Origin of the sequence: Amycolatopsis acidicola (assembly GCF_007713735.2) — a bacterium.
Lineage (GTDB): Bacteria > Actinomycetota > Actinomycetes > Mycobacteriales > Pseudonocardiaceae > Amycolatopsis_E > Amycolatopsis_E acidicola.
This window is the reverse complement of the sequence record NZ_VMNW02000101.1, coordinates 1-22,605: the sequence shown is the minus strand read 5'-3', so window position 1 is coordinate 22,605 and position 22,605 is coordinate 1. Positions and strand designations below refer to the sequence as shown.

At 69.6% G+C, this 22,605-nt stretch carries 25 protein-coding genes; 20 read left to right on the top strand and 5 right to left on the bottom strand.

What is annotated here, in order from left to right:
• Positions 1–2 precede the first annotated feature (2 nt).
• Positions 3–533, bottom strand: coding sequence for a CoA-binding protein (locus FPZ12_RS38995; protein WP_144755629.1), 531 nt, complete (start codon positions 531–533; stop codon positions 3–5).
• A gap of 88 nt (positions 534–621) precedes the next feature.
• On the bottom strand, positions 622–1,914 hold the full coding sequence (locus tag FPZ12_RS38990) for an O-acetylhomoserine aminocarboxypropyltransferase/cysteine synthase family protein (protein WP_144755627.1): 1,293 nt from the start codon (positions 1,912–1,914) through the stop codon (positions 622–624).
• 72 nt (positions 1,915–1,986) lie between these two features.
• Between FPZ12_RS38990 and FPZ12_RS38985 the strand changes: the two genes are divergently transcribed.
• Positions 1,987–2,844 (top strand): aldo/keto reductase, encoded by an 858-nt coding sequence (locus FPZ12_RS38985; protein WP_144755624.1) that lies wholly within the window; start codon positions 1,987–1,989, stop codon positions 2,842–2,844.
• Here the strand turns inward: FPZ12_RS38985 and FPZ12_RS38980 are convergent.
• On the bottom strand, positions 2,822–3,679 hold the full coding sequence (locus tag FPZ12_RS38980; RefSeq protein ID WP_243770251.1) for a putative RNA methyltransferase: 858 nt from the start codon (positions 3,677–3,679) through the stop codon (positions 2,822–2,824). The two genes, FPZ12_RS38985 and FPZ12_RS38980, sit on opposite strands and share 23 nt — an antisense overlap.
• Before the next feature lie 208 nt (positions 3,680–3,887).
• Here FPZ12_RS38980 and FPZ12_RS38975 point away from each other — a divergent pair, with 208 nt between their 5' ends.
• From FPZ12_RS38975 to FPZ12_RS38950, 7 genes are all read left to right on the top strand, one after another.
• Entirely contained in the window at positions 3,888–5,276 is a 1,389-nt protein-coding gene (locus FPZ12_RS38975) for an ammonium transporter (protein WP_166463054.1), read from the top strand.
• The gene (locus FPZ12_RS38970; protein ID WP_091513500.1) at positions 5,273–5,611 is read left to right on the top strand and encodes a P-II family nitrogen regulator; all 339 of its coding nucleotides are present in this window, start codon (positions 5,273–5,275) and stop codon (positions 5,609–5,611) included. Before FPZ12_RS38975 ends, FPZ12_RS38970 begins: the two co-directional genes overlap by 4 nt.
• A gap of 8 nt (positions 5,612–5,619) precedes the next feature.
• Complete coding sequence (locus tag FPZ12_RS38965; RefSeq protein ID WP_144755621.1) at positions 5,620–7,929, top strand: [protein-PII] uridylyltransferase; 2,310 nt, start codon at positions 5,620–5,622, stop codon at positions 7,927–7,929.
• 57 nt (positions 7,930–7,986) lie between these two features.
• Entirely contained in the window at positions 7,987–8,343 is a 357-nt protein-coding gene (locus FPZ12_RS38960; RefSeq protein WP_144755618.1) for a hypothetical protein, read from the top strand.
• 37 nt (positions 8,344–8,380) lie between these two features.
• On the top strand, positions 8,381–8,962 hold the full coding sequence (gene ku, locus FPZ12_RS38955; RefSeq protein WP_341771263.1) for a non-homologous end joining protein Ku: 582 nt from the start codon (positions 8,381–8,383) through the stop codon (positions 8,960–8,962).
• The gene (locus tag FPZ12_RS47030) at positions 8,959–9,273 is read left to right on the top strand and encodes a Ku family protein (protein WP_341771262.1); all 315 of its coding nucleotides are present in this window, start codon (positions 8,959–8,961) and stop codon (positions 9,271–9,273) included. Before ku ends, FPZ12_RS47030 begins: the two co-directional genes overlap by 4 nt.
• Before the next feature lie 402 nt (positions 9,274–9,675).
• Positions 9,676–10,560 (top strand): hypothetical protein, encoded by an 885-nt coding sequence (locus tag FPZ12_RS38950; RefSeq protein WP_144755615.1) that lies wholly within the window; start codon positions 9,676–9,678, stop codon positions 10,558–10,560.
• A gap of 45 nt (positions 10,561–10,605) precedes the next feature.
• Here FPZ12_RS38950 and FPZ12_RS38945 read toward each other — a convergent pair whose 3' ends face one another.
• Together FPZ12_RS38945 and FPZ12_RS38940 are read right to left on the bottom strand one after the other, a co-directional pair.
• A complete protein-coding gene (locus FPZ12_RS38945) occupies positions 10,606–11,040 on the bottom strand; it encodes a MarR family winged helix-turn-helix transcriptional regulator (RefSeq protein ID WP_144755612.1) in 435 nt (144 codons plus the stop codon).
• A gap of 63 nt (positions 11,041–11,103) precedes the next feature.
• Complete coding sequence (locus FPZ12_RS38940) at positions 11,104–12,870, bottom strand: ABC transporter ATP-binding protein (protein WP_144755609.1); 1,767 nt, start codon at positions 12,868–12,870, stop codon at positions 11,104–11,106.
• 152 nt (positions 12,871–13,022) lie between these two features.
• Here FPZ12_RS38940 and ffh point away from each other — a divergent pair, with 152 nt between their 5' ends.
• The 12 genes from ffh (at position 13,023) to FPZ12_RS38880 (ending at position 22,121) form a co-directional block, all read left to right on the top strand.
• Positions 13,023–14,561: a signal recognition particle protein gene (ffh, locus tag FPZ12_RS38935; RefSeq protein WP_144755606.1), complete on the top strand. Its 1,539-nt coding sequence runs from the start codon at positions 13,023–13,025 to the stop codon at positions 14,559–14,561.
• Positions 14,561–15,625 (top strand): amidohydrolase family protein, encoded by a 1,065-nt coding sequence (locus FPZ12_RS38930; protein WP_144755603.1) that lies wholly within the window; start codon positions 14,561–14,563, stop codon positions 15,623–15,625. Before ffh ends, FPZ12_RS38930 begins: the two co-directional genes overlap by 1 nt.
• A 101-nt stretch (positions 15,626–15,726) precedes the next feature.
• Positions 15,727–16,467 carry a CPBP family intramembrane glutamic endopeptidase gene (locus FPZ12_RS38925; RefSeq protein WP_243770250.1) on the top strand — a complete coding sequence of 247 codons (741 nt, stop codon included), beginning with the start codon at positions 15,727–15,729 and terminating at the stop codon, positions 16,465–16,467.
• 159 nt (positions 16,468–16,626) lie between these two features.
• Positions 16,627–17,409: a CPBP family intramembrane glutamic endopeptidase gene (locus FPZ12_RS38920; RefSeq protein WP_144755601.1), complete on the top strand. Its 783-nt coding sequence runs from the start codon at positions 16,627–16,629 to the stop codon at positions 17,407–17,409.
• Between the two features lie 150 nt (positions 17,410–17,559).
• Entirely contained in the window at positions 17,560–17,988 is a 429-nt protein-coding gene (gene rpsP / locus FPZ12_RS38915; RefSeq protein WP_144755597.1) for a 30S ribosomal protein S16, read from the top strand.
• Positions 17,985–18,224, top strand: coding sequence for an RNA-binding protein (locus FPZ12_RS38910; protein ID WP_020671256.1), 240 nt, complete (start codon positions 17,985–17,987; stop codon positions 18,222–18,224). The genes rpsP and FPZ12_RS38910 overlap by 4 nt, the downstream gene beginning before the upstream one ends.
• A gap of 11 nt (positions 18,225–18,235) precedes the next feature.
• On the top strand, positions 18,236–18,754 hold the full coding sequence (gene rimM / locus FPZ12_RS38905; protein ID WP_144755595.1) for a ribosome maturation factor RimM: 519 nt from the start codon (positions 18,236–18,238) through the stop codon (positions 18,752–18,754).
• Between the two features lie 10 nt (positions 18,755–18,764).
• Entirely contained in the window at positions 18,765–19,520 is a 756-nt protein-coding gene (trmD, locus tag FPZ12_RS38900; RefSeq protein WP_144755592.1) for a tRNA (guanosine(37)-N1)-methyltransferase TrmD, read from the top strand.
• Positions 19,521–19,669: 149 nt separating this feature from the next.
• The gene (gene rplS / locus FPZ12_RS38895; RefSeq protein ID WP_144755589.1) at positions 19,670–20,029 is read left to right on the top strand and encodes a 50S ribosomal protein L19; all 360 of its coding nucleotides are present in this window, start codon (positions 19,670–19,672) and stop codon (positions 20,027–20,029) included.
• 20 nt (positions 20,030–20,049) lie between these two features.
• Positions 20,050–20,967, top strand: a complete 918-nt coding sequence (lepB, locus tag FPZ12_RS38890; RefSeq protein ID WP_144755587.1) for a signal peptidase I — start codon at positions 20,050–20,052, stop codon at positions 20,965–20,967.
• A 54-nt stretch (positions 20,968–21,021) separates the two neighbouring features.
• A complete protein-coding gene (locus FPZ12_RS38885; RefSeq protein ID WP_144755653.1) occupies positions 21,022–21,801 on the top strand; it encodes a ribonuclease HII in 780 nt (259 codons plus the stop codon).
• Positions 21,798–22,121: a DUF2469 domain-containing protein gene (locus FPZ12_RS38880; RefSeq protein WP_027946358.1), complete on the top strand. Its 324-nt coding sequence runs from the start codon at positions 21,798–21,800 to the stop codon at positions 22,119–22,121. The genes FPZ12_RS38885 and FPZ12_RS38880 overlap by 4 nt, the downstream gene beginning before the upstream one ends.
• Positions 22,122–22,605: the final 484 nt, after the last annotated feature.

Below are 22,605 nucleotides of genomic sequence, written 5' to 3'. Positions count from 1 at the left end.
CATCAGGGTTTTCCCTGCCGGCGGGAGGAAATCACGCCCGTGTTGAAACCGGCGAGGTGCAGTCCGCCCGCGAACCGCGCGTGCTCGATCTTCACGCAGCGGTTCATCACCACGTCGAGCCCCGCTTCCGCGGCACGCTCGGCCACGGGTTCGTGCCACAGGCCCAGCTGCAGCCAGAGCGTGCGCGCGCCCGTCTTGATGACGTCTTCGGCCACCTCGGGCAGGTCCTCGTGCTTGCGGAAAACGCTGACCAGGTCGATTTCCCCCGGCACGTCCGCCAGCGACGGGTACACCGGCTGCCCGAGCAGCTCGTCGAGCCGCGGGTTCACGAAGTTCACCTGGTAGCGGCTGGAAGAGAGCAGGTAGGTGGCCACGAAGTAGCTCGGCCGCGCCGGGTTGTTCGAGGCGCCGACGATGGTGACCGACTGGGTGCGGGACAGGATCGCCTGCCGCTGCCGCGCCGTCGGCGGCTGCCAGGACAGCGCGCCACCAGTGCGGACGGCGTGCTCGGGGACGGTGGTTTCGAGGCTCATGCTGCCTCCTTGTCGGACGCGGCAAGCCGCGACAGCGTCCTTGCGTCGGCCGGCATGGTGCTCGATGATTCGGACCTGCAAGCAGTCCTCATGCTTCCTTCACCGCCGTCGCGAGCGCCTGGTCGAGGTCCCAGAGGAGGTCTTCGACGTCCTCCAGCCCGACCGAAAGCCGGATCAGGTCGGGGCCGACGCCGCCCGCCTTGAGCTGTTCGTCCGAAAGCTGCTGGTGCGTCGTGGAAGCCGGGTGGATGACCAGCGTGCGCGCGTCGCCCACGTTCGCGAGGTGCGAGAGCAGCTCGACCGACTCGACGAACTTCTCACCCGCGGCGCGACCGCCCTTGACGCCGAACGAGAACACCGCGCCCGGGCCCTTCGGCAGGTACCGCTTCGCGCGCTCGTGGTGCTCGTGGCTGGGCAAACCCGCGTAGCTGACCCACGCGACGCGCTCGTCCGCTTCGAGGAATTCCGCGACGGCCTGCGCGTTGGCCACGTGCGCGTCCATCCGCTGCGGCAACGTTTCCACGCCCTGCAGCAGCAGGAACGCCGAATGCGGCGAGAGCACCGCGCCGATGTCGCGCAGCTGCTCGGCCCGCAGCCTGGTGCAGAACGCGTACTCGCCGAAGTTCTCCCAGTACTTGAGCCCGCCGTAGGACGGCACGACCTCGGTCATCCGCGGGAACTTCCCGTTGCCCCAGTTGAACCGGCCCGATTCGACGACGATGCCGCCGAGCGTCGTGCCGTGCCCGCCGAGGAACTTCGTCGCCGAATGCAGCACGATGTCCGCGCCGTGCTCCAGCGGGCGGCACAGGTACGGCGTGGCCAGCGTGGCGTCGACCACCAGCGGGATGTCGTGGCTGTGCGCGAGATCGGCCAGCGCCGCGATGTCCGCGATGCCGCCGCTCGGGTTGCCGACGACCTCGGTGAAGATGAGCTTCGTCTTGTCCGTGATCGCTTCGGCGTACGCCTCGACCGAATCGCCCGCGACGAACGTGGTGTCCACGCCGAAACGCCGCAACGTGCCGTCGAGCTGCGTGATGGTGCCGCCGTAGAGACCGCTGGCCGCCACGATGTGATCCCCGGCCTCGGCCAGCGCGGAGAACGTCAGGAACTCCGCCGCCTGCCCGCTGCTCGTGGCGACGCCGCCGATCCCGCCTTCGAGGCTGGCGAGGCGTTCTTCGAAGGCGGCGACGGTCGGGTTGCCGATCCGGCTGTAGATGTTTCCGTACTTCTGCAGGGCGAACAGGTTCGCCGCGTCGGCCGCGTCCTCGAAGACGAAACTCGTGGTCTGGTAGATCGGCACCGCGCGCGCCCCTGTCGCCGGATCCGGTGTCCCGCCGGCGTGCAGGGCGCGTGTCCGGAAGCCCCAGCTGCGCTCACTCACGCCCGCGACGTTACCCATCGTTCACATCGTGAGCCAAGGCTTCCGGTCAGTGAGAGTGGGTAACCTCGCGTTATGACGGACACACAGACCGCACCAGGAGGAGTTTTCCGACTCGGCGGGGACCTTCCCGTGCACCGGCTCGGCTACGGCGCGATGCAGATCACCGGTCCCGGAGTGTGGGGTGAGCCGTCGGATCGCGAAGGCGCCAAAGCGGTGCTGCGGCGCGCGGTCGAGCTGGGTGTGAACCTCATCGACACGGCCGACTCGTACGGCCCGTACGTCAGCGAGGAGATCATCCGCGAGGCCCTGCACCCGTATCCGGCGGATCTGGTCATCGCGACCAAGGGCGGTTTCGTCCGGACCGGGCCGAACAAGTGGATCCCGGTCGGGCGCCCCGAGTACCTGCGCCAGGAGGTCGAGATGAGCCTGCGCCGGCTCGGCCTCGAGCGCATCGACCTCTACCAGCTGCACCGCGTCGACCCGAAGGTGCCGGTGGCCGACCAGGTCGGCGAGCTGCGCGCGCTGCAGCAGGAGGGCAAGATCCGGCACATCGGGCTGTCCGAGGTGGACCCGGACATGATCGAGGAGGCCGCGAAGACCGCCGAGATCGTGAGCGTGCAGAACCTCTACAACCTCGCCGACCGCAAGCACGAGGCCGTGCTGGAGTACGCGGAGAGCAAGGGCATCGCGTTCATCCCGTGGTTCCCGATCGCCACCGGCAAACTCGCCGAGCCGGGCAGCGTGCTGGAGAACTCCGCGAAGGAGCACAACGCCTCGCCCGCGCAGCTCGCGCTCGCGTGGCTGCTGCGCCGTTCGCCGGTGATGCTGCCGATCCCGGGCACGCGTTCGGTGTCGCACCTGGAAGAGAACGTGGCCGCCGCCGGTATCAGCCTCACGGACGAGGACTTCAAGGCGCTGTCGGCGTTGTGACGTCCTTGCGTCGGTAGACCGAAACCAGGAAGGCCGTCGTCACGTCGACGGACCCGGTGAGTTCGCCGAGCCGGGTCAGCCGCGCGGGGTGATGGGCGTTCGGGCCCATCAGCACCGCGCGGCGCGCGTCGTCGGGGGAGAGCGTGCGCGTCTCGCGCTGTTCGAAGCGCTGTTCCGGCTCGAAGTAAGCCGACAGCGCCGCGTCGAGGCGCTCGTCCTTCCGCTCGTCCACTTCGAGCAGATCCACCACCGCCGCCAGTTCCCGCAAATGGCCCGGCAGCGGGGAAACGACGATGAGCCGCCCGCCGGGCGCGAGCACGCGGTGGAACTCCGCGCCGTTGCGCGGGGCGAACACGTTGAGCATCAGCGTGGCCGAACCCGTCGCGACCGGCCACGGCTCCCACAGGTTCCACACCGCCGCGCCGATACGCGGGTGTGCTTTCGCCGCGCGCCTCAACGCCAGGGCCGAAACATCCAGCGCCAGCCCCGTCGCGTCCGGCAAGCCATCGAGCACGCGCGCGAGGTAGTAGCCCGTGCCCGCGCCGGCGTCGACCACGAGCCCCCGCGTTCCCGCGGCTTGGTCCGCGACGAGATCGGCCATCGCGGCGTAATGCCCGGCGCCGAGGAATTCCACCCGCGCCGCCACCATTTCCGCGGTGTCGGCCGTGCCCGCGGGAACCCCGGCGTGCAACAAATTCACGTAACCCTGCTTCGCCAGGTCGAAAGTGTGCCGACGCGGGCAGCGCAGGCCACTTCCGTCCCGCGCGACGGGCTCGCCGCAGACCGAACAGCGCAACGCTTCCACGACCGGAAGCGGCATTTCCCGCTGCGGCATTCACACTCCTGCCGTAGTCGTTCCGGAACGGTTCACGCAGCGTATCTGACGACGACGTTTCGTGAACCGGGACAACTCGCCGCCGCCCAGGAAACGTTCCCGTAACAAGCGGGAGACAGGAGTTCACGCCCGCGAAACGTCGGATGCCGCCCGGTGAAACACCGCAAATCGAGACTCCCCGTCAATATCTCGATTCCGGGAGGACGATGTGCTGAACGCAGGAGACACCGCATGGGTGTTGGCCAGCGCCGCGCTGGTCATGCTCATGACACCAGGGCTGGCGTTCTTCTATGGCGGCATGGTTCGCGTGAAGAGCGTCCTGAACATGCTCATGATGAACTTCATCTGCCTCGCGATCGTGTCGGTCTTGTGGGTGCTCTACGGCTTCGGCGAGACGTTCAGCACCGACGCGTTCAGCGGGCTGATCGGCAACTTCGAACACGCCGGGTTCGCGAACACCTGGGGCCACCTGGCCGGGTTCGCCACCGCGGCGACCGACACGTCCGCGGCCGTGCCGTGGCCGGGCGGTGACGCGCTGCCGGTGCTCGCCTTCGCGATGTTCCAGCTGATGTTCGCGATCATCACCCCGGCGCTGATCTCCGGTTCGATCGCGGACCGCGCGAAGTTCTGGGGCTGGTGCCTGTTCGTCGTCGTGTGGGTCACGATCGTGTACTTCCCCGTGGCGCACTGGGTGTTCTCGTTCGACGGCTTCATGGGCGCCGACTCGGCCGGCGGCTGGATCGCCAACAAGCTCAAGGCGCTCGACTTCGCCGGTGGTACCGCGGTCCACATCAACGCCGGTGCGGCGGGGCTCGCGCTCGCGATCGTGCTGGGCAAGCGCAAGGGCTGGCCGCGTGACACCGGGCGCCCGCACAACGTGCCGTTCGTGTTGCTGGGCGCCGCTTTGCTGTGGTTCGGCTGGTACGGCTTCAACGCCGGTTCCGCGCTGTCGGCGGGTGACCTCGCCGGTGTCGCGTTCACGAACACCACGGTCGCGACGGCCGCCGCGGTCATCGGCTGGCTGATCGTGGAGCAGCTCAAGTTCGGCAAACCGACCACGCTCGGCGCCGCGTCCGGTGCCGTCGCGGGCCTGGTCGCGATCACCCCGGCGTGTGGTTTCGTCACGCCGCTCGGCTCCATCGCGATCGGCGTCATCGCCGGTGCGCTGTGCGCGCTGGCCATCTCGCTCAAGTACCGCTTCGGTTTCGACGACTCGCTCGATGTGGTCGGCGTGCACCTCGTCGGCGGTCTCGTCGGCACCCTGCTGATCGGTTTCTTCGCCACCACCAGCGTGAACTCCCTCGGCGCCGACGGGCTCTTCTACGGCGGCGGGCTCGCGCAGCTGGGCAAGCAGGCGGTGGCCGCGTTCGCGGTGCTGGGCTACTCGTTCGTGATCACGCTCATCCTCGGCTTCATCATCAAGAAGGCCGGCGGGTTCCGGGTGTCCACTGAGGACGAAGTCAGCGGCATCGACGAAGCGCAGCACGCGGAAAGCGCGTATGACTTCGGTGGCCCCGCCTTCGGTGGCAGCGGCGGGAACAGCCCGGCACCGGTTCCGTCGAAGGACGGCGCCGCACTGGAAGGGAGCAAGGCATGAAGCTGATCACCGCGATCGTCAAGCCGTTCACGCTCGACGACATCCGCGCGGCGCTGGAACAGCTCGGCGCACTGGGCATGACGGTCAGCGAGGTGCAGGGCTACGGCAGGCAGAAGGGCCACACCGAGGTCTACCGCGGCGCGGAGTACGCCGTGGACTTCGTGGCCAAGCTGCGGGTCGAGGTCGTCACCGACGACGCGAACGTGGAGAAGGTCATCGAGGCGATCGTCAACGCCGCGCACACCGGCAAGATCGGTGACGGCAAGGTGTGGGTGACTCCCGTCGAGACCGTGGTCCGGGTTCGCACCGGCGAACGCGGCACGGACGCGTTGTAGGACGACGGATGGTTCTCGGGGGGGAACTCGCCAAGGCGGCGAACCGCCTGCTGGAAGGACGGCACGGCAGGCTCGGGGCGAACGCGCTCCGGGCCGCCCTGGTCGACCTCTACGAGTTCTGGCTCAGCAAGGCCGCGGCGGCGGCCGGCGTGGACACCGCGGAACCGGGTGTCGCGCTGGTCGCCGTCGGCGGTCTCGGGCGGCGCGAGCTCGTGCCGTTCTCCGATCTCGACCTGGTGCTGGTGCACAACCAGAATCCCAGGGTCGCCGAAATCGCCGACGCGCTGTGGTACCCGTTGTGGGACGCGCGCATCGGCCTCGACCATTCCGTGCGCACCCCGGGCGAGGCCCTGCAGGTCGCGTCCGACGATCTGCGCACGGCGATCGGCCTGCTCGACGCGCGGCACATCGCCGGTGACGCCGAGCTGACCGGCAGGCTCGCCGCCGCGGCCCGCGACCAATGGCGTCGCACGGCCCGCAAACGCCTGCCGGAGCTGGCCGAATCCACTCGCCAGCGCTGGCAGCGCAGCGGGGAGATCGCCCAGTCCGCGGAGCCGGATCTCAAGTACGGCAAGGGCGGGCTGCGCGATCTGGGTGTGCTCGACGCGCTCGCGCTCGCGCAGCTGACCGCCCGGCCGGGCGAGGAACTACGCGAAGCGCGGGAACTCCTGCTCGACGTCCGCACCGAGATGCGCCGTGAACTGCGCCGTGACCGGGACATCCTCAGCGCGCCCGACGCGGAGCTGGTCGCGGCCGAACTCGGTTTCGGGGACAGGTTCACCTTGGCGCGCAAGCTTTCCGGCGCCGGGCGTGCCATCGCCTACGCCGTGGATGTCGCGCTTCGGTCCACTGTGGAGCAACCACGCGGGCGTTTCGGGCGGAAGCCGAGCCGGACGCCACTGGACGAAGGCGTTGTGCTGCACGGCAACGAGGTCGCGTTGGCCCGCGATGCCGTGCCCGCCAAGGATCCCGCGCTGCTGCTGCGGGTCGCGGCGGCTTCGGCCCGCACGGGTGTGCCGATCTCCCATGGCACCCTGCGTACGCTCGCCGATTCGGCGCCCGAGCTCCGCACCCCGTGGCCCGCCGACGCGCGGGACGCGCTGACCGAACTGCTCGGCGCGGGCGAGGGGCTGATCGACGCGGTGGAAGCGTTGGACCGCACGGGTTTGTGGGCCCGACTGTTCCCCGAGTGGGGCGCGGTCCGTGACCTCCCGCCACGGGAACCGGTGCACGCCTGGACGGTGGACCGGCACCTGGTGCAGACGGCCGTCGAAGCGGCGAAGCTGACCACCACGGTGGCCCGGCCGGATCTGTTGCTGCTGGGCGCTTTGCTGCACGACATCGGCAAGGGCCGCGACATCGACCATTCCGAGCTGGGCGCGGCCATCTCGGCACAGGTCGCGCGCCGGATCGGACTGTCCGAATCGGACTCGGCGACGGTTTCGGCGATGGTGCGCCACCATTTGCTGCTGCCGCACACGGCCACCCGGCGTGACATCGAGGAGCCCGCGACGATCGCCAGGGTCGCGAAGACCGTCGACGACGTGGTGCTGCTCGAACTGCTGCAGGCGCTGACACAGGCCGATTCGCTCGCCACGGGGCCGGGCATGTGGACAGACTGGAAGGCCGGGCTGGTCGCGAACCTGGTCAACCGGTGCCGGCAGGTCATGCAGGGCAACGGTTTCAGCGCGCCCGAACCGCTGACGGCCGAGCAGCGCGAGCTGATCGCCACGGCGGTGCGCACCGGTCGTGGCGAAGCGCTGATCTCCGTGGCGGGGAATGTGGCGACGGTCGTGCTGGCCGTGCCGGCCAGGGCGGAACTCCTCGCGCCCGCCGCGGGCGTGCTGGCGCTGCATTCGCTGGAAGTGCACACGGCGCAGCTTCGCGGGCACGGCAACGGGCGCGCGGGGATCTTCACCGCCTCGCCCAAGTTCGGCTCACTGCCGGAGTCGGCGCTCCTGCGGGAGCAGTTCGCCCGCGCGGTGGCCGGAGGTCTTGCCCTGGACCAGAAACTGGCCGCGAAGGAACGGGACTACCAGCCGACCCGCGTCTCGGCCAAGCCGAAGGTGCTGTGGTTCGACGACGAGGCCAGCGGGCCGAACACGGTGGTGCTCGAACTGCGGGCCACCGACCGGATCGGGCTGCTGTACCGCGTCGCGGGCGCGCTGCAGGCGGGCGAGGCCGAGGTGCGCTGGGCGAAGGTCGCGACGCTCGGCAGCGCGGTGGTCGACTCGTTCGCTATCGCGCCGCGAGGCGGGCGAATCGACCAGGCGTGGCGGCGCCGCGTCGAACAGGCCGTGCTCGCCGCCGCTTCCTGAACGGGGGAGGGCGTGTCGTCCCGGGCTCAGGGTGATCGCGATGGCAGTATGTCGCGCATGCCGGAGCTCGAGCCGACCGTCCTTCCCCTCACGGTGGCCGCTTCCCACCTCCGCGCTTGCGCCGCCGAACTCGACGGCGCCGAGGGCACGGAGCTCGGGGATCTCGCAGCGGTGATCGGCGATCTCGTCGCGGGCCAGCGGCTGCTGTCCAGCGCGCTGAGCAAGCTCGCCGACCGCGTCGACGCCGGTGGCGAAGGCGTACTGGCCGCCGCGCCGCCGTCGCAGGTGCAGGCGATGACCCAGGTACTCCATGCGGCTTCCGGCGCGTTCGGCTATTCGGCCGACGCGCTGTGCGAAAGCGAACCGCTGGCGAAGATCCTGGCGGAATCCGGCGGTCCGAACACCCGTTTGTAGCTATTAGCCCGCCGGTGCGCGTGGATACGCTTTCCCGATGCGCACAGTGTGGAAAGGCACGATCGGATTCGGCAGCTCGGCCATTCCGGTGAAGGCCTACAGTGCCGCCGAAGACCACGGCACGTCGTTGCACCAGCTGCACTCGGTGGACGGCGGGCGGGTCCGCAACAAGCGGATCTGCGAGGTCGACGGCGCCGAGATCCCGCAGGGCGAACTGGGCCGCGGCTACACGATGCCGGGTGGCGACGTGGTCATCCTCAGTGACGAGGAGCTGGCCGCGCTTCCCTTGCCCACGGCGCATTCCATCGAGATCCTCGGGTTCGTTCCCGGGGCTCAGGTGGACCCGCTCTACTTCGTGAAAAGCTATTTCCTCGAGCCGGAAGTGCCCGCCACGAAGCCCTATGTGCTGCTTAGCGAGGCGCTGCAGCAGGCGGGCCGGGTGGCGATCGTGAAGGTGGCGATCCGCCAGAAGGAAACGCTCGGCGCGTTGCGCGTACGCGGCCAGGTGATCATGCTCGACACCCTGCACTGGCCGGACGAAGTGCGTAGGCCCGATTTCCCGTTCCTGTACGAGGACGTGGAAGTGCGGATGGCACAGGTGCGGCCGCGGCGAACTTGATCGAAAACCTTTCCGGGGATTTCGAACCCGCCGACTACACCGACGGCTATTCGGCCGCGCTCCAGGCGCTCATCGACGCGAAGGTCGAAGGGCACGAGGTGGTGCAGCCCACAACCGCGATCCAGGACGCCGGCGTCGAGCAGTTGCTCGCGGCGCTGCAGGAGACCGCGCAGGAGCGCACGGACACCGACCAGGCCACCTCGCCCGAGGTCGTGCGCGCCAAGGCCGCCGCCGAGAAGGCGAAGGAAAGCGCCACGAAGGCGAAGAAGGCCACGTCAAAGGCCCGTTCCGCCTCGAAGACGCGCCGGTGAAGGCGGCCGGAAAAAATCTTGGAAAACCCGCGTCACGCTTGTGGGTGGCGTGTGTCCCACTGCTGCGCCGGAAGCGAGACGGCGGCACTTGAGTAGTACTACCTACGGCTACTTGGGTGTCATCACGCTGCCCGCCGCACGCCCAGCCCGGCAGTCTTGAGGACATCGCGTCGGAGGTGTCCGAGGGAACTCGCCAGGTACTGGGGGTCCGGCGAGCGACGAGCTTGCGGACAACCTTCGGCGCGACCACGAGGGTGGCTCGGCGAGGGGGCGAGCCACCCTCGTGAGTATGTGCGGGGCCCGCCCATCCGCAGTTCTCCCGTACTTCACCCGATCCACCCCTGCTCGCCGCCCCCGTACGGCGGTCCCGCCCGTGTCGGGCCGTTTCGCGACGATGGCCGGGTGAACACGGATGTCAGCATCAACCTGGTCGCGTTCGAGGTGCGCGGCGCCGGGGAACCGATCGTCGTGCCCGCGCCCACCAAGGCCGAGGACGGCGTGCGCCAGGCGTGGGCGACAGTTCGCCGTGAACACGAGCTGAACCCCGGCGACGTCTCCCGCCTGCACACCGAATGGGAGCCCTCGCGCGCGGACGCCGTCTTCCTCTCCTCCACCTTCCCCGACGCTGAGCGGACCTACAGCTTCTCCCGGCCCGCGCCCGGCGGCTGGGAGCAGGCGTTCGAAGAAGTGCGCCGCTCGATGATCGAAGCCGATCTCGCCGAACGCATGGCCGAGGCCCGCGACGGTGAGCTGATGCCGATCCTGTGGAGCGCCTCGTCGCCGCAGAGCGAGACGCTGAACTTCCTGCCCTGCACCGAACTCGTGCCCTCGAAGCTGTTCATCGCGCTGGCGAACGTCGCGGGCACCGGGCACGGCACTTACGCCATGCACCACGTCACCAAGGCCGCCTACGACGAGATGGACACCCCGTTCCCGCGGCTGATGGCGGAGGCGCGCGGCAACCTCGTCCGCGGCCTGCGGATCACCGTGCACGAGGTGCCGGGGCAGGGGAACTTCCTGTCCTGGAGCCGCGACGACGGGTTCGCCGGCTCCGCGCTCGCGCTGCCGGACTTCTACTCGATGATGTCGCACTCACTGGAGACGACCCGTCTCGTCGTGGGCCTGCCCTGCCCGGAGTTCCTCTACGTCGCCGAGGCCGGCACCGAGCTCGGGGACATGATCACGCAGCTGACGTGCGAGTCGGAGTACGCCGACACCGAGCTGGTGCCGTGCGTGCTGCACGTCGACCGCGCCGGGATGCGCCTGCTCGCCGAACGCGGTGCCTGATTCCTCGTCCCGGCAACGGCCATCCCCGCTGCCGGGGCGGGCGGCTCACACGTCCGCCAGCCGCTCCATCACCTTCGCGGCCAGGCGCAGCAACTCGCGCTCGGTCTCGGTCAGCGTGTCCAGCATCGCCTTCGCGAGCCAGCGTTCGCGCTGCTCGCTGTAGTCCCGCAGGGTCTCCAGGCCATCGTCGGTGATGGTCAGCAGCGACTGCCGCCCGTCGGCGGGGTCGGCCCGGCGCGCGATCAGCCCGTCCTGCTCCAGCGACGCGAGCACCCTGGTCAGGGACTGCGGCTGGACCCTTTCCCCTTCCGCCAGGGCTTTCGGGGTCTGGGTCCCGGCCCGGTACAACCTGCTCAGCACGGACAGCACGAGCGGGCTCGGGCCCTTCCGGTCGCGTTCGGCCCGCATCCGCCAGCTGAGCCTGCCCACCCCCTCTCGCACCACGCGGGCGAGTTCGGCTAGTTCTGGGTCGTCGGGCATATTGGGACGATACTGCGACGCGCAGCGTTTCCGTTGAGGGTGGCGGTGGGCGAGGGGCCGGCCTTAAGGGGAATCGCCCCGGACGAGCTTGGCGTAGCGGCCGCCGAGAGCCAGAAGTTCCGCGTGCTTGCCGCGTTCCACGATCCGCCCCTCGTGCAGCACCACGATCTGGTCCGCATGCTCCACAGTGGACAGCCGGTGCGCGATCGTGATGGTGGTGCGCTGGGCGGCCAGCCGGTCGAGTTCCTCCTGCACCGCGCGTTCCGTGCGGTTGTCCAGCGCGCTGGTCGCCTCGTCGAGGACGAGCACCGGCGGGTTGCGCAGCAGGATCCTGGCGATCGCGATCCGCTGCTTCTCTCCGCCCGAGAACCGGTAACCCCGTTGTCCCACAACGGTGTCGTAGCCCTCGGGCAGCGTCGCCACGGTGTCGTGGACGTGCGCGGCACGGGCCGCGCGCTCGATCTCCTCGTCGGTCGCGTCCGGTTTGGCGAACCGCAGGTTCTCCCGCACCGACGCGTGGAAGAGGTACGTCTCCTGCGAAACCAGCCCGACGGCACTGGCCAGCGACTCGAGGGTCACGTCGCGGATGTCCACGCCGTCGATCAGCACCCGCCCCACGCCGGGCTCGTACAACCGCGCCACCAGGTACGCCAGCGTGGTCTTGCCCGAACCCGTCGAGCCGACCAGCGCTGTGGTCGAACCGGCCGGGATCTCCAGGTCGATGTCGCGCAGCGTCGGGGAATCGCCGTAGGAGAAGGAAACCCCGCGCAGGCTGACCGCGCCCTCGCGCACGCTCAGTTCTCCGGCGCCGGCCCGGTCGTCGATCTCCACCGGCAGGTCCAGCACCTCGAAGATCCGCCCGAACAACGCCGTCGACGTCGACAGGTTCTGTCCCACCGACTGCATCGCGGTGGCCGGGGCGATCAGCCGGTTGAGCATGCTGGTGAACGCCACCACGGTGCCGATGCTCGCCGGGCTCGCGCCGTGCGAGAGGGCCATCCCGGAAATCCAGTACACCAGCGCGGGCACGCAGGTCAGGCAGATCCGCCGCGAAGCGAGCTGCCACCGACCGGCGAGCGCGGATTCCCGTTCCAGGCGCGAGATTTCCCGTGACTCGGCGGCGAACCGCGCGCGCAGTTCCGCGCCGTTGCCCATCGTCTTGGACAGCAGGACCCCGGACACGGACAGCGATTCCTCGACCATTGTGGTCAGCCGCGCGAGCCTGCCCTGCCGTCCGCGCGCGAGCTTCCGGCGCCGCCTGCCCAGCCGGAGCGTGAAAATCAGGAACACCGGCACCACGAGCAACCCCAGCAGGGCGAGCTGCCAGTCCATGATCAGCAGCGCGACCGCGATGGCCACCGTCGTGATCCCGTTCTGCGCCAGCGAGCTCGCCGTCGTGTTGACGACGTTGTCCACCCCGCCGATGTCGTTGAACACCCTGGAGAGCACTTCGCCGGTGCGGGTCCTGGTGAAGAAGGCGAGCGACATCCGTTGCAGGTGCCCGTAAACGGCCACGCGCAGGTCGTTCATCACCCGCTGGCCGACGGTGTTCGCGATGCCGGTCGACGCCACGCTGAACGCCCCGCTGCCGACCGAGGAGACGATCATCCCGGCGGCCAGCACGGTGAGCAGCAGGGTGTCCCGGTGCGGCAGCGCTTCGTCGACGATCCGGCGCAGGAAGAACGGCGAGGCCACGCCCAGCCCGGCCTGCACGACGATCACCGCGAGCAGCCCGGCCAGCTGCCACCGGTAGGGCTCGAACAGGGCGGTGATCCGGGACAGCGGCACCCGCTGGTCCTGGTCCGCGGGGGCGTCCGTCAACAAAGTCATAAACATAAGCTTACTAATTCTGTCGACAGATTAAGGAAAACCGGCAAATGTGATAAACACCGTCTTGGTACTGGTCGCGGCACCCGCAGGTGGGACGTGGCAGGCCGCTACCCTGGACCGAGCAACCACGACCAGCTGGAGCGTGCACCCCCGTGTTCGACACCCTCTCCGACAGGCTCACTTCGGCCCTGCAGAACCTGCGGGGCAAGGGAAAGCTGACCGACGCCGACATCGACGCCACCGCGCGCGAGATCCGCATCGCGCTGCTGGAGGCCGACGTCGCGCTGCCCGTGGTGCGGGAGTTCATCGCGCGGATCAAGCAGCGCGCGAAGGGCGCCGAGGTCTCGCAGGCGCTGAACCCGGCGCAGCAGGTCATCAAGATCGTCAACGAGGAGCTCGTCGCGATCCTCGGCGGGGAGACCCGCAGGCTCAACCTCGCGAAGAACCCGCCGACGGTGATCATGCTCGCCGGCCTGCAGGGTTCCGGTAAGACCACGCTGGCGGGGAAGCTGGCGATGTGGCTGAAGAAACAGGGCCACGCGCCGATGCTGGTCGCCTGTGACCTCCAGCGCCCCAACGCCGTCACCCAGCTGCAGGTCGTCGGTGAGCGCGCGGGTGTCGCCGTGTTCGCCCCCGAGCCGGGCAACGGCGTCGGCGACCCGGTCGACGTGGCCCGCCGCGGGATCGACGAGGCGAAGCGCGCCCAGCACGACATCCTGATCGTCGACACCGCCGGCCGGCTCGGTGTCGACGAGGAGCTGATGAAGCAGGCCGCGGACATCCGTGACGCGGTCACCCCGGACGAGACGCTCTTCGTCGTCGACGCGATGATCGGCCAGGACGCGGTCAACACCGCCGAGGCCTTCCGTGACGGCGTCGGCTTCACCGGCGTGGTGCTCACGAAGCTCGACGGTGACGCCCGCGGTGGCGCGGCGCTGTCCGTCCGGCAGGTCACCGGCCAGCCGATCCTCTTCGCCTCCAACGGCGAGAAGCTCGAGGACTTCGACACCTTCCACCCGGACCGGATGGCCAGCCGGATCCTCGGCATGGGCGACCTGCTCACCCTGATCGAGCAGGCCGAAGAGGCCTTCGACCAGGAGCAGGCGGAGAAGGCCGCGGCCAAGCTCGGCACCGGCCAGCTCACCCTGGAGGACTTCCTCGAGCAGATGCTCGCGGTGCGCAAGATGGGCCCGATCGGCAACCTGCTGGGCATGCTGCCCGGCGCCGGCCAGATGAAGGACCAGCTCTCCCAGGTCGACGACAAGCAGCTGGACCGGCTGCAGGCGATCATCCGCGGCATGACCCCGGCCGAGCGCGCCGATCCGAAGATGATCAACGGCTCCCGGCGCGCGCGCATCGCGGCCGGTTCCGGTGTCGCGGTGCGCGAGGTCAACGACCTGGTGAACCGCTTCTTCGAGGCTCGCAAGATGATGCAGCAGATGGCGGGCCGGTTCGGCTTCGGCGGTGGCGGCAGCGCCACCAAGAGCCGTAAGGGCAAGAAGGGGAAGAAGGGCAAGGGCAAGGGCCCGACGCAGCCCAAGGTGCGCGGCGGCTTCCCCGGCGGCATGCCGATGCTCCCGCCCGGCGGCATGGGTGGTCCGGGCGGTCCCGACCTCTCCCAGCTGGGCGGTGGGATGAACGACGTGCCCGGCTTCGACCCGTCGAAGTTCAAGCTGCCGAAGAACAAGTAATGCGCTTCCGCGGTGTGGTGCTGCCCGAAGGCGAGCGGCGCGAACTCCGGGTGTCCGGCGGCCGGTTCACCTCCGAACCGGCCGACGGCGCGGAAACCGTGGTGTCCGAAGGGTTTCTGGTCCCCGGCCTGGTCGACGCGCACTGCCATCCGGCGATCGGCGTGCACGGACCGACCACAGTGGACGAAGCGGTCGGGAACGCGCTGCTGGACAGGGACGCCGGAACGCTGCTGATCCGCGACTGCGGCCAGCCCATCGACACCCGCGCGCTGCAGGCACGCCCCGATCTGCCGAAGATCATCCGCGCCGGACGGCATCTGGCCCTGCCCAAGCGCTACATCCCCGGCCTCGGCCTCGATCTGGAGTCCCCGGAGCAGCTGCCCGCGGCGGTCGCCGAGCAGGCGGCCGACGGCGACGGCTGGGTCAAGCTGGTCGGCGACTGGATCGACCGCTCGGTGGGCGACCTCGCCCCGCTCTGGCCGGACGACGTACTCGCCGAAGCCATCAAGATCGCCCACGATGCCGGCGCGCGAGTCACGGCCCACGTCTTCGGTGAGGATGCGTTGCCCGGCCTCATCAACGCGGGCATCGACTGCCTCGAACACGGCACCGGGCTTTCCGCCGAACTGCTCGCGGAGATGGCCCGCCGCGGCACCGCGCTCGTGCCCACGCTGATCAACATCGAGAACTTCCCCGGCATCGCCGACCAGGCCGGCAAGTACCCGGTGTACGCCGCGCACATGCGGGCGTTGCACGCCGGGGTCGGGAAAATGGTCGAAGCCGCGTTGTCCGCCGGCGTTTCCGTGTACGCGGGCAGCGACGCCGGCGGCATGATCGCGCACGGCCGCATCGTCGACGAGATCGAAGCGCTCTGGCGCGCGGGCATGTCCCGCACGGAAGCGCTGGCTTCGGCGTCGTGGGCGGCCCGCGAATGGCTCGGCCACCCCTCGATCGAGGACGGCGCCCCGGCGGATTTCCTCGTCTTCGACAGCGACCCCCGCGAAGACCTCAGCGTCCTGCGCACCCCGCGCCACATCGTGCTGAACGGCGTCGTCGTCCGCTGAAACACCACCCGGTGGAACCGGGCCCGGTTGACGGGCCGGTCACGCGACGGGTTCGATCGGTAGCGAAGCGCCATTAGCCTGGGAGTGCCGAAGGGGGGAGCGTGACTCAGGAAGACCGCGGAACCCGGCTCAGCGCCCGCCTGGTTTTCGGTGCGCACTGGGGATTCCTGGCGTTCTTCGGCGGGCTCGGCACGTACCACCTGGTCACACTGATCATGACGGCGCTGCGCTCCGGGCGCGCCAGCGTCGACCCGCTCGCGCTGCTCGACGTGGGCCCGCTGCTGTTGCTGGCCTTCCTGCCCAGCGTGGTGCTCGCGCTCGGCCCGGTCATCGCCTCGCGCCGCTGGGGCGCGGGCCCGAAACACGACTTCGGCTGGCTGCCCACGGCGCGCGACGTGAAGGTGGGGCTGGCTTGCGGCGTGCTCGCGCTGGCCGCGGGATATCTGCTGAACCTGCTGGTGCTGGGCATTTACGGCGTCGACAGGGTCTCCGACAGCCCGCTGACCGACCTCGCCGAGGGCGTGGACGAGAACGAGACCATCTGGCTCGTGCTCGCCATGCTGATCGTGGTCGTGGTGACGCCGCTGGCCGAGGAGCTGCTCATCCGCGGGTCGCTGTGGAACGCGCTGGAGTACCACCGGCTGCCGCAGTGGGTGATCCTCGTGCTCACCGCGGTCGTCTTCGCCTACGTGCACGGCGAGCCCACCCGCACCGTCGCGTTGCTCGGGCAGGGCCTGGCCATCGGGCTGGCCAGGATGCGCACCGGCCGCGTTGGCGCGAGCCTGGTCGCGCACGCGGCCAACAACCTCCCCGCAGCGCTGTTGCTGCTCACCGGGTCCTGACGGCGGCGGCGAGATGGCTTACCGATCCGACCGAAGCAGGCCAAGCGCGATCAACGGGAGCCGGGTCTCGCAAGGTGGATAGCCGTGACTGCCGGTCGGATCGGTATCGGCCGGCGCAGTAGGCTCGGCTGGTCCGGGCGGAGGGGATGGAGGTCACCGGTGACGACGACGCAACCGGACGAACCCGTCCCGGAGCCGTCGCTCGAGCTCTCGGAACCCCGCGCTTTTCCTGCCCACCGCTGGGGATTCGGCGCCTTCCTCCTCGTCGAAGCCGTCCTGCTCGCCTCGGCCGCGTTCGTCAGCGTCCTGCTCGGCCCGGTGCCCGCCGGACAGCCCACCCCGGTCCGCGACGTCCTGATCGGCACGATGGCGCCGACCATGCTGGCCGCGCTCGTGGCGGTGTTGATCACAGTGTGGCGCGGCAACGGCCCGGTGCTCGACCTGCGGCTGTCGTGGAACTGGGCGGAAGTGCGGGTGGGCCTGAAGTTCGGCGCGCTCGGCCTGGTCGTCACGGTTCTCGGCGCGTACGTCTGGACCCACGCGGTGGGGGAGGACAACTCGACCTCCGCGATCGGCGCGCTGGTGGAGAACCAGCCGATGTCGGTCACCGCGGCCGTGATCATGTTCCTCTACCTGTGGCTGCTCGGCCCGGTCTGCGAGGAGGTCATCTACCGCGGCCTGCTCTGGGGCGCGGTCGAACGGCTGCACTGGGGCAAGGAGAAGTACGGCAGGCTGGCGGCGTTCCTGCTGTCCACGGCGGTGTTCGCGGCCAGCCACCTCGAGCCGCTGCGGACCACCCTGCTGATCGTCATCGCGCTGCCGATCGGACTGGCCAGGCTGTACACCGGGCGGCTGCTCGGCGCCGTGGTCGCGCACCAGGTGAACAACTTCCTGCCCGCGCTGGCCATGCTGCTGCCCACCCTCGGCGTGACCACCCTTTAGCGTCTGGCACAATTGACGCTTGCCTGCTTCGGCCGGACCCTCTCACCGTGCCGTGGCGACCCCTGCTTCGGGTACCTGTGTCCGTTTCCCCACTCGGATCGCGTCCCCGGCACCAGTGAGCACCAAGCGAACCAAGGAGTACCCACACCCGTGGCCGTCAAGATCAAGCTGCAGCGCCTCGGCAAGATCCGTGCGCCGTACTACCGCATCGTCGTCGCCGACGCGCGCACCCGCCGGGATGGCAAGGCCATCGAGACGATCGGCAAGTACCACCCGAAGGAAGAGCCGAGCCTCATCGAGGTCGACTCCGGGCGCGCCCAGTACTGGCTGGGTGTCGGCGCGCAGCCGACCGAGCCGGTGCAGCGCATCCTCGAGATCACCGGTGACTGGCAGAAGTTCAAGGGCCTGCCCGGTGCCGAGGGCACGCTGAAGGTGCGCGAGCCCAAGCCCTCCAAGCAGGACCTGTTCAACGCGGCGCTCGCCGCCGCCGGCGAGGAGCCCTCCACCGAGGCCACCACGCCGAAGAAGAAGGCCCCGAAGAAGGCCGAGGCCGACGAGGCGGGTAAGGCGGAGGCGTGAGCTTCCTCGCCGACTCCCTCGAACACCTGGTGCGCGGGATCGTCGACAACCCGGACGACGTCCGGGTCGAGCTGATCACCACCCGGCGTGGCCGCACGCTCGAGGTGCACGTCCACCCGGACGACCTCGGCAAGGTCATCGGCCGCGGTGGCCGCACCGCGACGGCGCTGCGCACGGTCATGGGCGGCATCGGTGGCCGCGGCGTCCGCGTCGACGTCGTCGACACCGACCGCTGAACCGCGCCGCCGTGGACGTCGTGGTCGGGCGTGTCGCCAAGGCGCACGGAATCCGGGGCGAGCTCGCCGTGGACGTGCGCACCGACTCGCCCGAGCTGCGCTTCGCCGAAGGCACCGTGCTCACCGGCCGCCGTCGTGACGGCGACACCTGTGAACTCACCGTGGCAACCGCCCGCTGGCACAGCGGGCGGTTGCTGGTGACTTTCGCGCAGGTGCCGTCCAGGGACGTGGCCGAGGAGTTGCGCGGCGTGCTGCTCCTGGCCGACACGTCCGATCTCCCGCCCACCGGCGACCCGGACGAGTTCTACGACCACGAGCTGGAAGGGCTCCGCGCGGAGCTCACCGACGGTTCGGTCATCGGCACGGTCCAGGAGATCGTGCACGCTCCCGGCAGTGAACTGCTCTCGCTCGACAAGGACGGCCGCACGGTGCTGGTGCCCTTCGTGCGCCAGATCGTCCCGGTCGTCGACGTGGCCGGTGGCCGGGTCGTGCTCGACCCGCCCGAGGGCCTGCTCGACGAAGCCGAGTAGGGGAGCAGCAGTGCGGATAGACGTCGTCACGATCTTCCCCGAGTACCTCGACCCGCTGCGGGCCGCGCTGCTCGGCCGGGCCATCGAACGCGGCCTCATCCAGGTCGACGTGCACGACCTGCGGGACTGGACGCACGACGTCCACCGCGCGGTCGACGACGCCCCCTACGGCGGCGGCCCCGGCATGGTCATGAAGCCCCAGGTCTGGGGCGACGCGCTCGACCAGGTCTGCGGCGAGAACACGAGGCTCGTGGTCCCCACGCCGGCCGGCAGGCCGTTCACGCAGGAGATGGCGCACGAGTTCGCCGCGGAAGAGCACCTGGTCTTCGCGTGCGGCCGCTACGAGGGCATCGACCAGCGCGTGATCACCGACGCCGCCCGCCGGATGCCGGTCGACGAGGTCTCGATCGGCGACTACGTGCTCGTCGGCGGTGAGGCCGCGGTGCTCGTGATGGTCGAGGCCACGGTGCGGCTGCTGCCCGGGGTGCTGGGCAATCCCGTTTCGGCGGCACAGGATTCGTTCTCCGACGGGCTGCTCGAAGGCCCCAGCTTCACCCGGCCCGAGGTCTGGCGCGAGCTGGCGGTGCCGGAGGTGCTGCGCTCGGGCAACCACGCGCTCATCGACAGATGGCGCCGTGACCAGGCGCTGGAGCGCACTCTGCTGCGCCGTCCGGAGCTACTGGAGCGGCTGCCCGAAGGCAGTCTGGACAAGAAGGACCTCGCCGTGCTCGAGCGGGTGCGCGAGGAGCAGGCGCAGGCCGGATGACGCGGCCGCGAACGCGTCTGTAATACTTGATTGGTTGGCGCGCGGGCACCCATGCGCGCGCAGCCCTTTAAGCCCCCGGGTCGATCGCTTTCCGAGCAGGTCCGCGCCCGGATGTACGCAGACATACGAAGGACGAGGACGGAAGACCGATGAACACCCTGGACGCCCTGGACGCTCAGTCGCTGCGTTCCGACATTCCGAACTTCCGCCCGGGCGACACGCTGAAGGTCCACGTTCGCGTCATCGAGGGAAACCGCGAGCGCAACCAGATCTTCCAGGGCGTGGTCATCCGCCGTCAGGGCGGCGGCATCCGCGAGACCTTCACCGTCCGCAAGGTTTCGTTCGGTGTCGGCGTGGAGCGCACCTTCCCGGTGCACTCGCCAAACATCGCCAAGATCGAGATCTTCAAGCGCGGTGACGTGCGGCGCGCCAAGCTGTACTACCTGCGCGAGCTGCGCGGCAAGGCCGCCAAGATCAAGGAGCGTCGCGAGACCCCGACCGCGTCCTGATTCGCGCGTAGCCTGGCGAAGTGGTCGAGCCTGTGCCCTCGAGCTCTGCTGAGGACGAACCGGAACGCGATCCGGACGAAGGCGGCAAGGGAAAGCGCCGGCACCGTAAGCGGAAGAAGCAGCGGTCCTTCTGGGTCGAACTGCCGATCCTGATCGTGGTCGCGCTGGTGCTGGCCTTCGTGTTCCAGCAGTTCTTCGCCCGCGTGTACACGATTCCGTCGGCCTCGATGGAGTCGACGCTGCACGGGTGCACAGGCTGCTACGGCGACAAGGTCCTGGTCGACAAGATCACGTACGACTTCACCGACCCCTCGCCGGGCGACGTGGTGGTGTTCAAGGGCCCGGATCCCTGGCTGGAGAACGAATCCCCGGTCCAGCGCTCCGACAACCCGGTGGTCCGGTTCTTCCAGAACGTGGGCTCCGTGTTCGGCCTCGCCCCGCCCGACGAGCGTGACTTCGTCAAGCGGATCATCGCCACCGGCGGGCAGACCGTCCAATGTTGTGACGCGCAGAACCGGGTCGTGGTGGACGGAAAGGCGCTCAACGAGCCCTACATCCACTGGCAAGATCCCAGTAACCAGCAGCAGGCCTCGTTCGACCCGGTGACGGTGCCCGAGGGCGATGTCTGGGTGATGGGGGACAACCGCAACGACTCCTGTGACTCGCGCTGTCAGGGCGGCGGCGGGCTGCGGGGTGTCGTCCCGGTGGACAACATCATCGGCAAGGCCAGAATCATCGTGTTGCCGCCCAGTCGGTGGGGCGGGGTGAGCGATACCAACCCGCAGGAGAACGCGCAGCCGGTCGCGCTGGGCCTGAGCGCGCCGGAGTGGCAGCAGGGCGTGCCCGTCGGTTTCGGCGCGGTGGCGGCCTGGCCCACGGTGGCGCTGAGCCGCCGTCTCGGTTCCGGGTTGCGCGGGGCGGTCAAGCGGAAGCGGTAGCCAGTGGGCAGGTCGTCGTCGGTGCTCGATGCCACGATCAAACCGCCCCGGGCCGTGGTCCGGGGCGAGACCACCTGGGGTCTGTTGTCCGCGCTGGACAGGCGCGGGCTGGGCCCGGTGGCCGGGGTCGATGAAGCGGGCCGTGGCGCCTGCGCCGGCCCGCTCGTCGTCGCGTCGTGCGTGCTCAAGCCGGGTGACGCCGCGCGGTTGGACGAGCTGACCGATTCGAAGCTGCTTACGGCGCTGGCGAGGGATCGGGTGTACGACAGGGTCCTGAAGCGGGCGCTGGACTACTGCATCGTGGTGATCCCGCCGGCGGAGGTGGATGCGCTGGGGATCCACGTGACGAACATCGAAGGCATGCGGCGGGCCGTCGCCGGGCTGGGGACCTGCCCGGGGTACGTGCTCACCGACGGGTTCCGGGTGCCGGGGCTGCCTGCCCCGAGTGTCCCGGTGATCAAGGGGGACCGGGCGGTGGCGTGTATCGCGGCCGCTTCGGTGCTGGCGAAGGTGACCAGGGACCGGATCATGTCCGATCTGCACGGGGAGCATCCGGTGTACGGGTTCGACGTGCACAAGGGGTACAGCACGGCCGAACACGGCGCGGCGCTCACCGAACACGGGCCGAGTGCGGTACATCGTTGGTCGTACGCCAACGTCGCGGACGCGGCGGTCGCGCACAACCGGCGTCCGCCGCACAAGGTGATGCTCAGCGCAGCGGCGCTGGGCCGGACGAGCCCTCCGGTGGATGCCCTCTTCGACGGGTTGAGTCAGAATGAGGGTTCCGTCGCCGGAGACCGGTCGAGCTCGCGAGGAGGGGCGCGGATTTCATGAGCGCAGAGGATCTCGAAAAGTACGAGACCGAGATGGAGTTGTCGCTGTACCGCGAGTACCGCGACATCGTCAGCCAGTTCTCGTACGTGGTGGAGACGGAGCGGCGGTTCTACCTGGCCAACGCCGTGGATGTCCAGGTCCGCGACGGTGGTGGCGAGGTGTACTTCGAGGTGCGGATGTCCGACGCGTGGGTCTGGGACATGTACCGCCCCGCGCGGTTCGTGAAGAACGTCCGGGTGATCACCTTCAAGGACGTCAACGTGGAGGAGCTGGAGAAGCCAGACCTACGCCTCCCAGAAGACGGCCCGTTCTCCGGCTGACCAGCCCGCTGGCACCCACAAGCCACGCGAGTCGATCGCGGCGGCGCTCGTGGGCTCTTCAGGCTGCCCGCACGCCTTTCGCCGCCCACGTGCGGCTCCGTCACCCGCCCGAGCGAACTTCCCGCGCGGGTGACTTGCGGCGCGGGTGACCTGGCCACCGTGGTTACTTCCCACCTATCATCCGCCCGCCAGCCCGCCAGCCCTTGCCCCCTAGCCTTCGCCCCGCCACCTGGCGGGGCGCGATCCGCCTTCCCCGAGCGCCCACCCGGCCGCATGCCGACAGCCGCCGTTCAGGTGCGCCTGTCGCGGGCCATACCGCCGCTCAGGCGCAGCCTCTTGCGCGCTATCCCGCCGTCTTCCGTCGCGCGAATGCTCACCTGCCCAAGCCCGCCCGCCGCCGCACCGCGGCCGCCCACGGCACCAGCCTTCTCACGTGCCCACGCGGCCTCACGCTGCCCACTGTCACTCACGCACTGCCACCCAC

Bases quoted from the DNA above. Each gene is read 5' to 3' on its own strand.
- FPZ12_RS38995 (WP_144755629.1), bottom strand. From the start codon at position 533: ATGAGCCTCGAAACCACCGTCCCCGAGCACGCCGTCCGCACTGGTGGC.
- FPZ12_RS38970 (WP_091513500.1), top strand. From the start codon at position 5,273: ATGAAGCTGATCACCGCGATCGTCAAGCCGTTCACGCTCGACGACATC.
- FPZ12_RS38880 (WP_027946358.1), top strand. From the start codon at position 21,798: ATGAGCGCAGAGGATCTCGAAAAGTACGAGACCGAGATGGAGTTGTCG.
- FPZ12_RS38985 (WP_144755624.1), top strand. From the start codon at position 1,987: ATGACGGACACACAGACCGCACCAGGAGGAGTTTTCCGACTCGGCGGG.
- FPZ12_RS38960 (WP_144755618.1), top strand. From the start codon at position 7,987: ATGCCGGAGCTCGAGCCGACCGTCCTTCCCCTCACGGTGGCCGCTTCC.
- FPZ12_RS38965 (WP_144755621.1), top strand. From the start codon at position 5,620: ATGGTTCTCGGGGGGGAACTCGCCAAGGCGGCGAACCGCCTGCTGGAA.
- FPZ12_RS38945 (WP_144755612.1), bottom strand. From the start codon at position 11,040: ATGCCCGACGACCCAGAACTAGCCGAACTCGCCCGCGTGGTGCGAGAG.
- FPZ12_RS38940 (WP_144755609.1), bottom strand. From the start codon at position 12,870: ATGACTTTGTTGACGGACGCCCCCGCGGACCAGGACCAGCGGGTGCCG.
- rplS (WP_144755589.1), top strand. From the start codon at position 19,670: ATGAACACCCTGGACGCCCTGGACGCTCAGTCGCTGCGTTCCGACATT.
- FPZ12_RS38980 (WP_243770251.1), bottom strand. From the start codon at position 3,679: ATGCCGCAGCGGGAAATGCCGCTTCCGGTCGTGGAAGCGTTGCGCTGT.
- ku (WP_341771263.1), top strand. From the start codon at position 8,381: ATGCGCACAGTGTGGAAAGGCACGATCGGATTCGGCAGCTCGGCCATT.
- FPZ12_RS38930 (WP_144755603.1), top strand. From the start codon at position 14,561: ATGCGCTTCCGCGGTGTGGTGCTGCCCGAAGGCGAGCGGCGCGAACTC.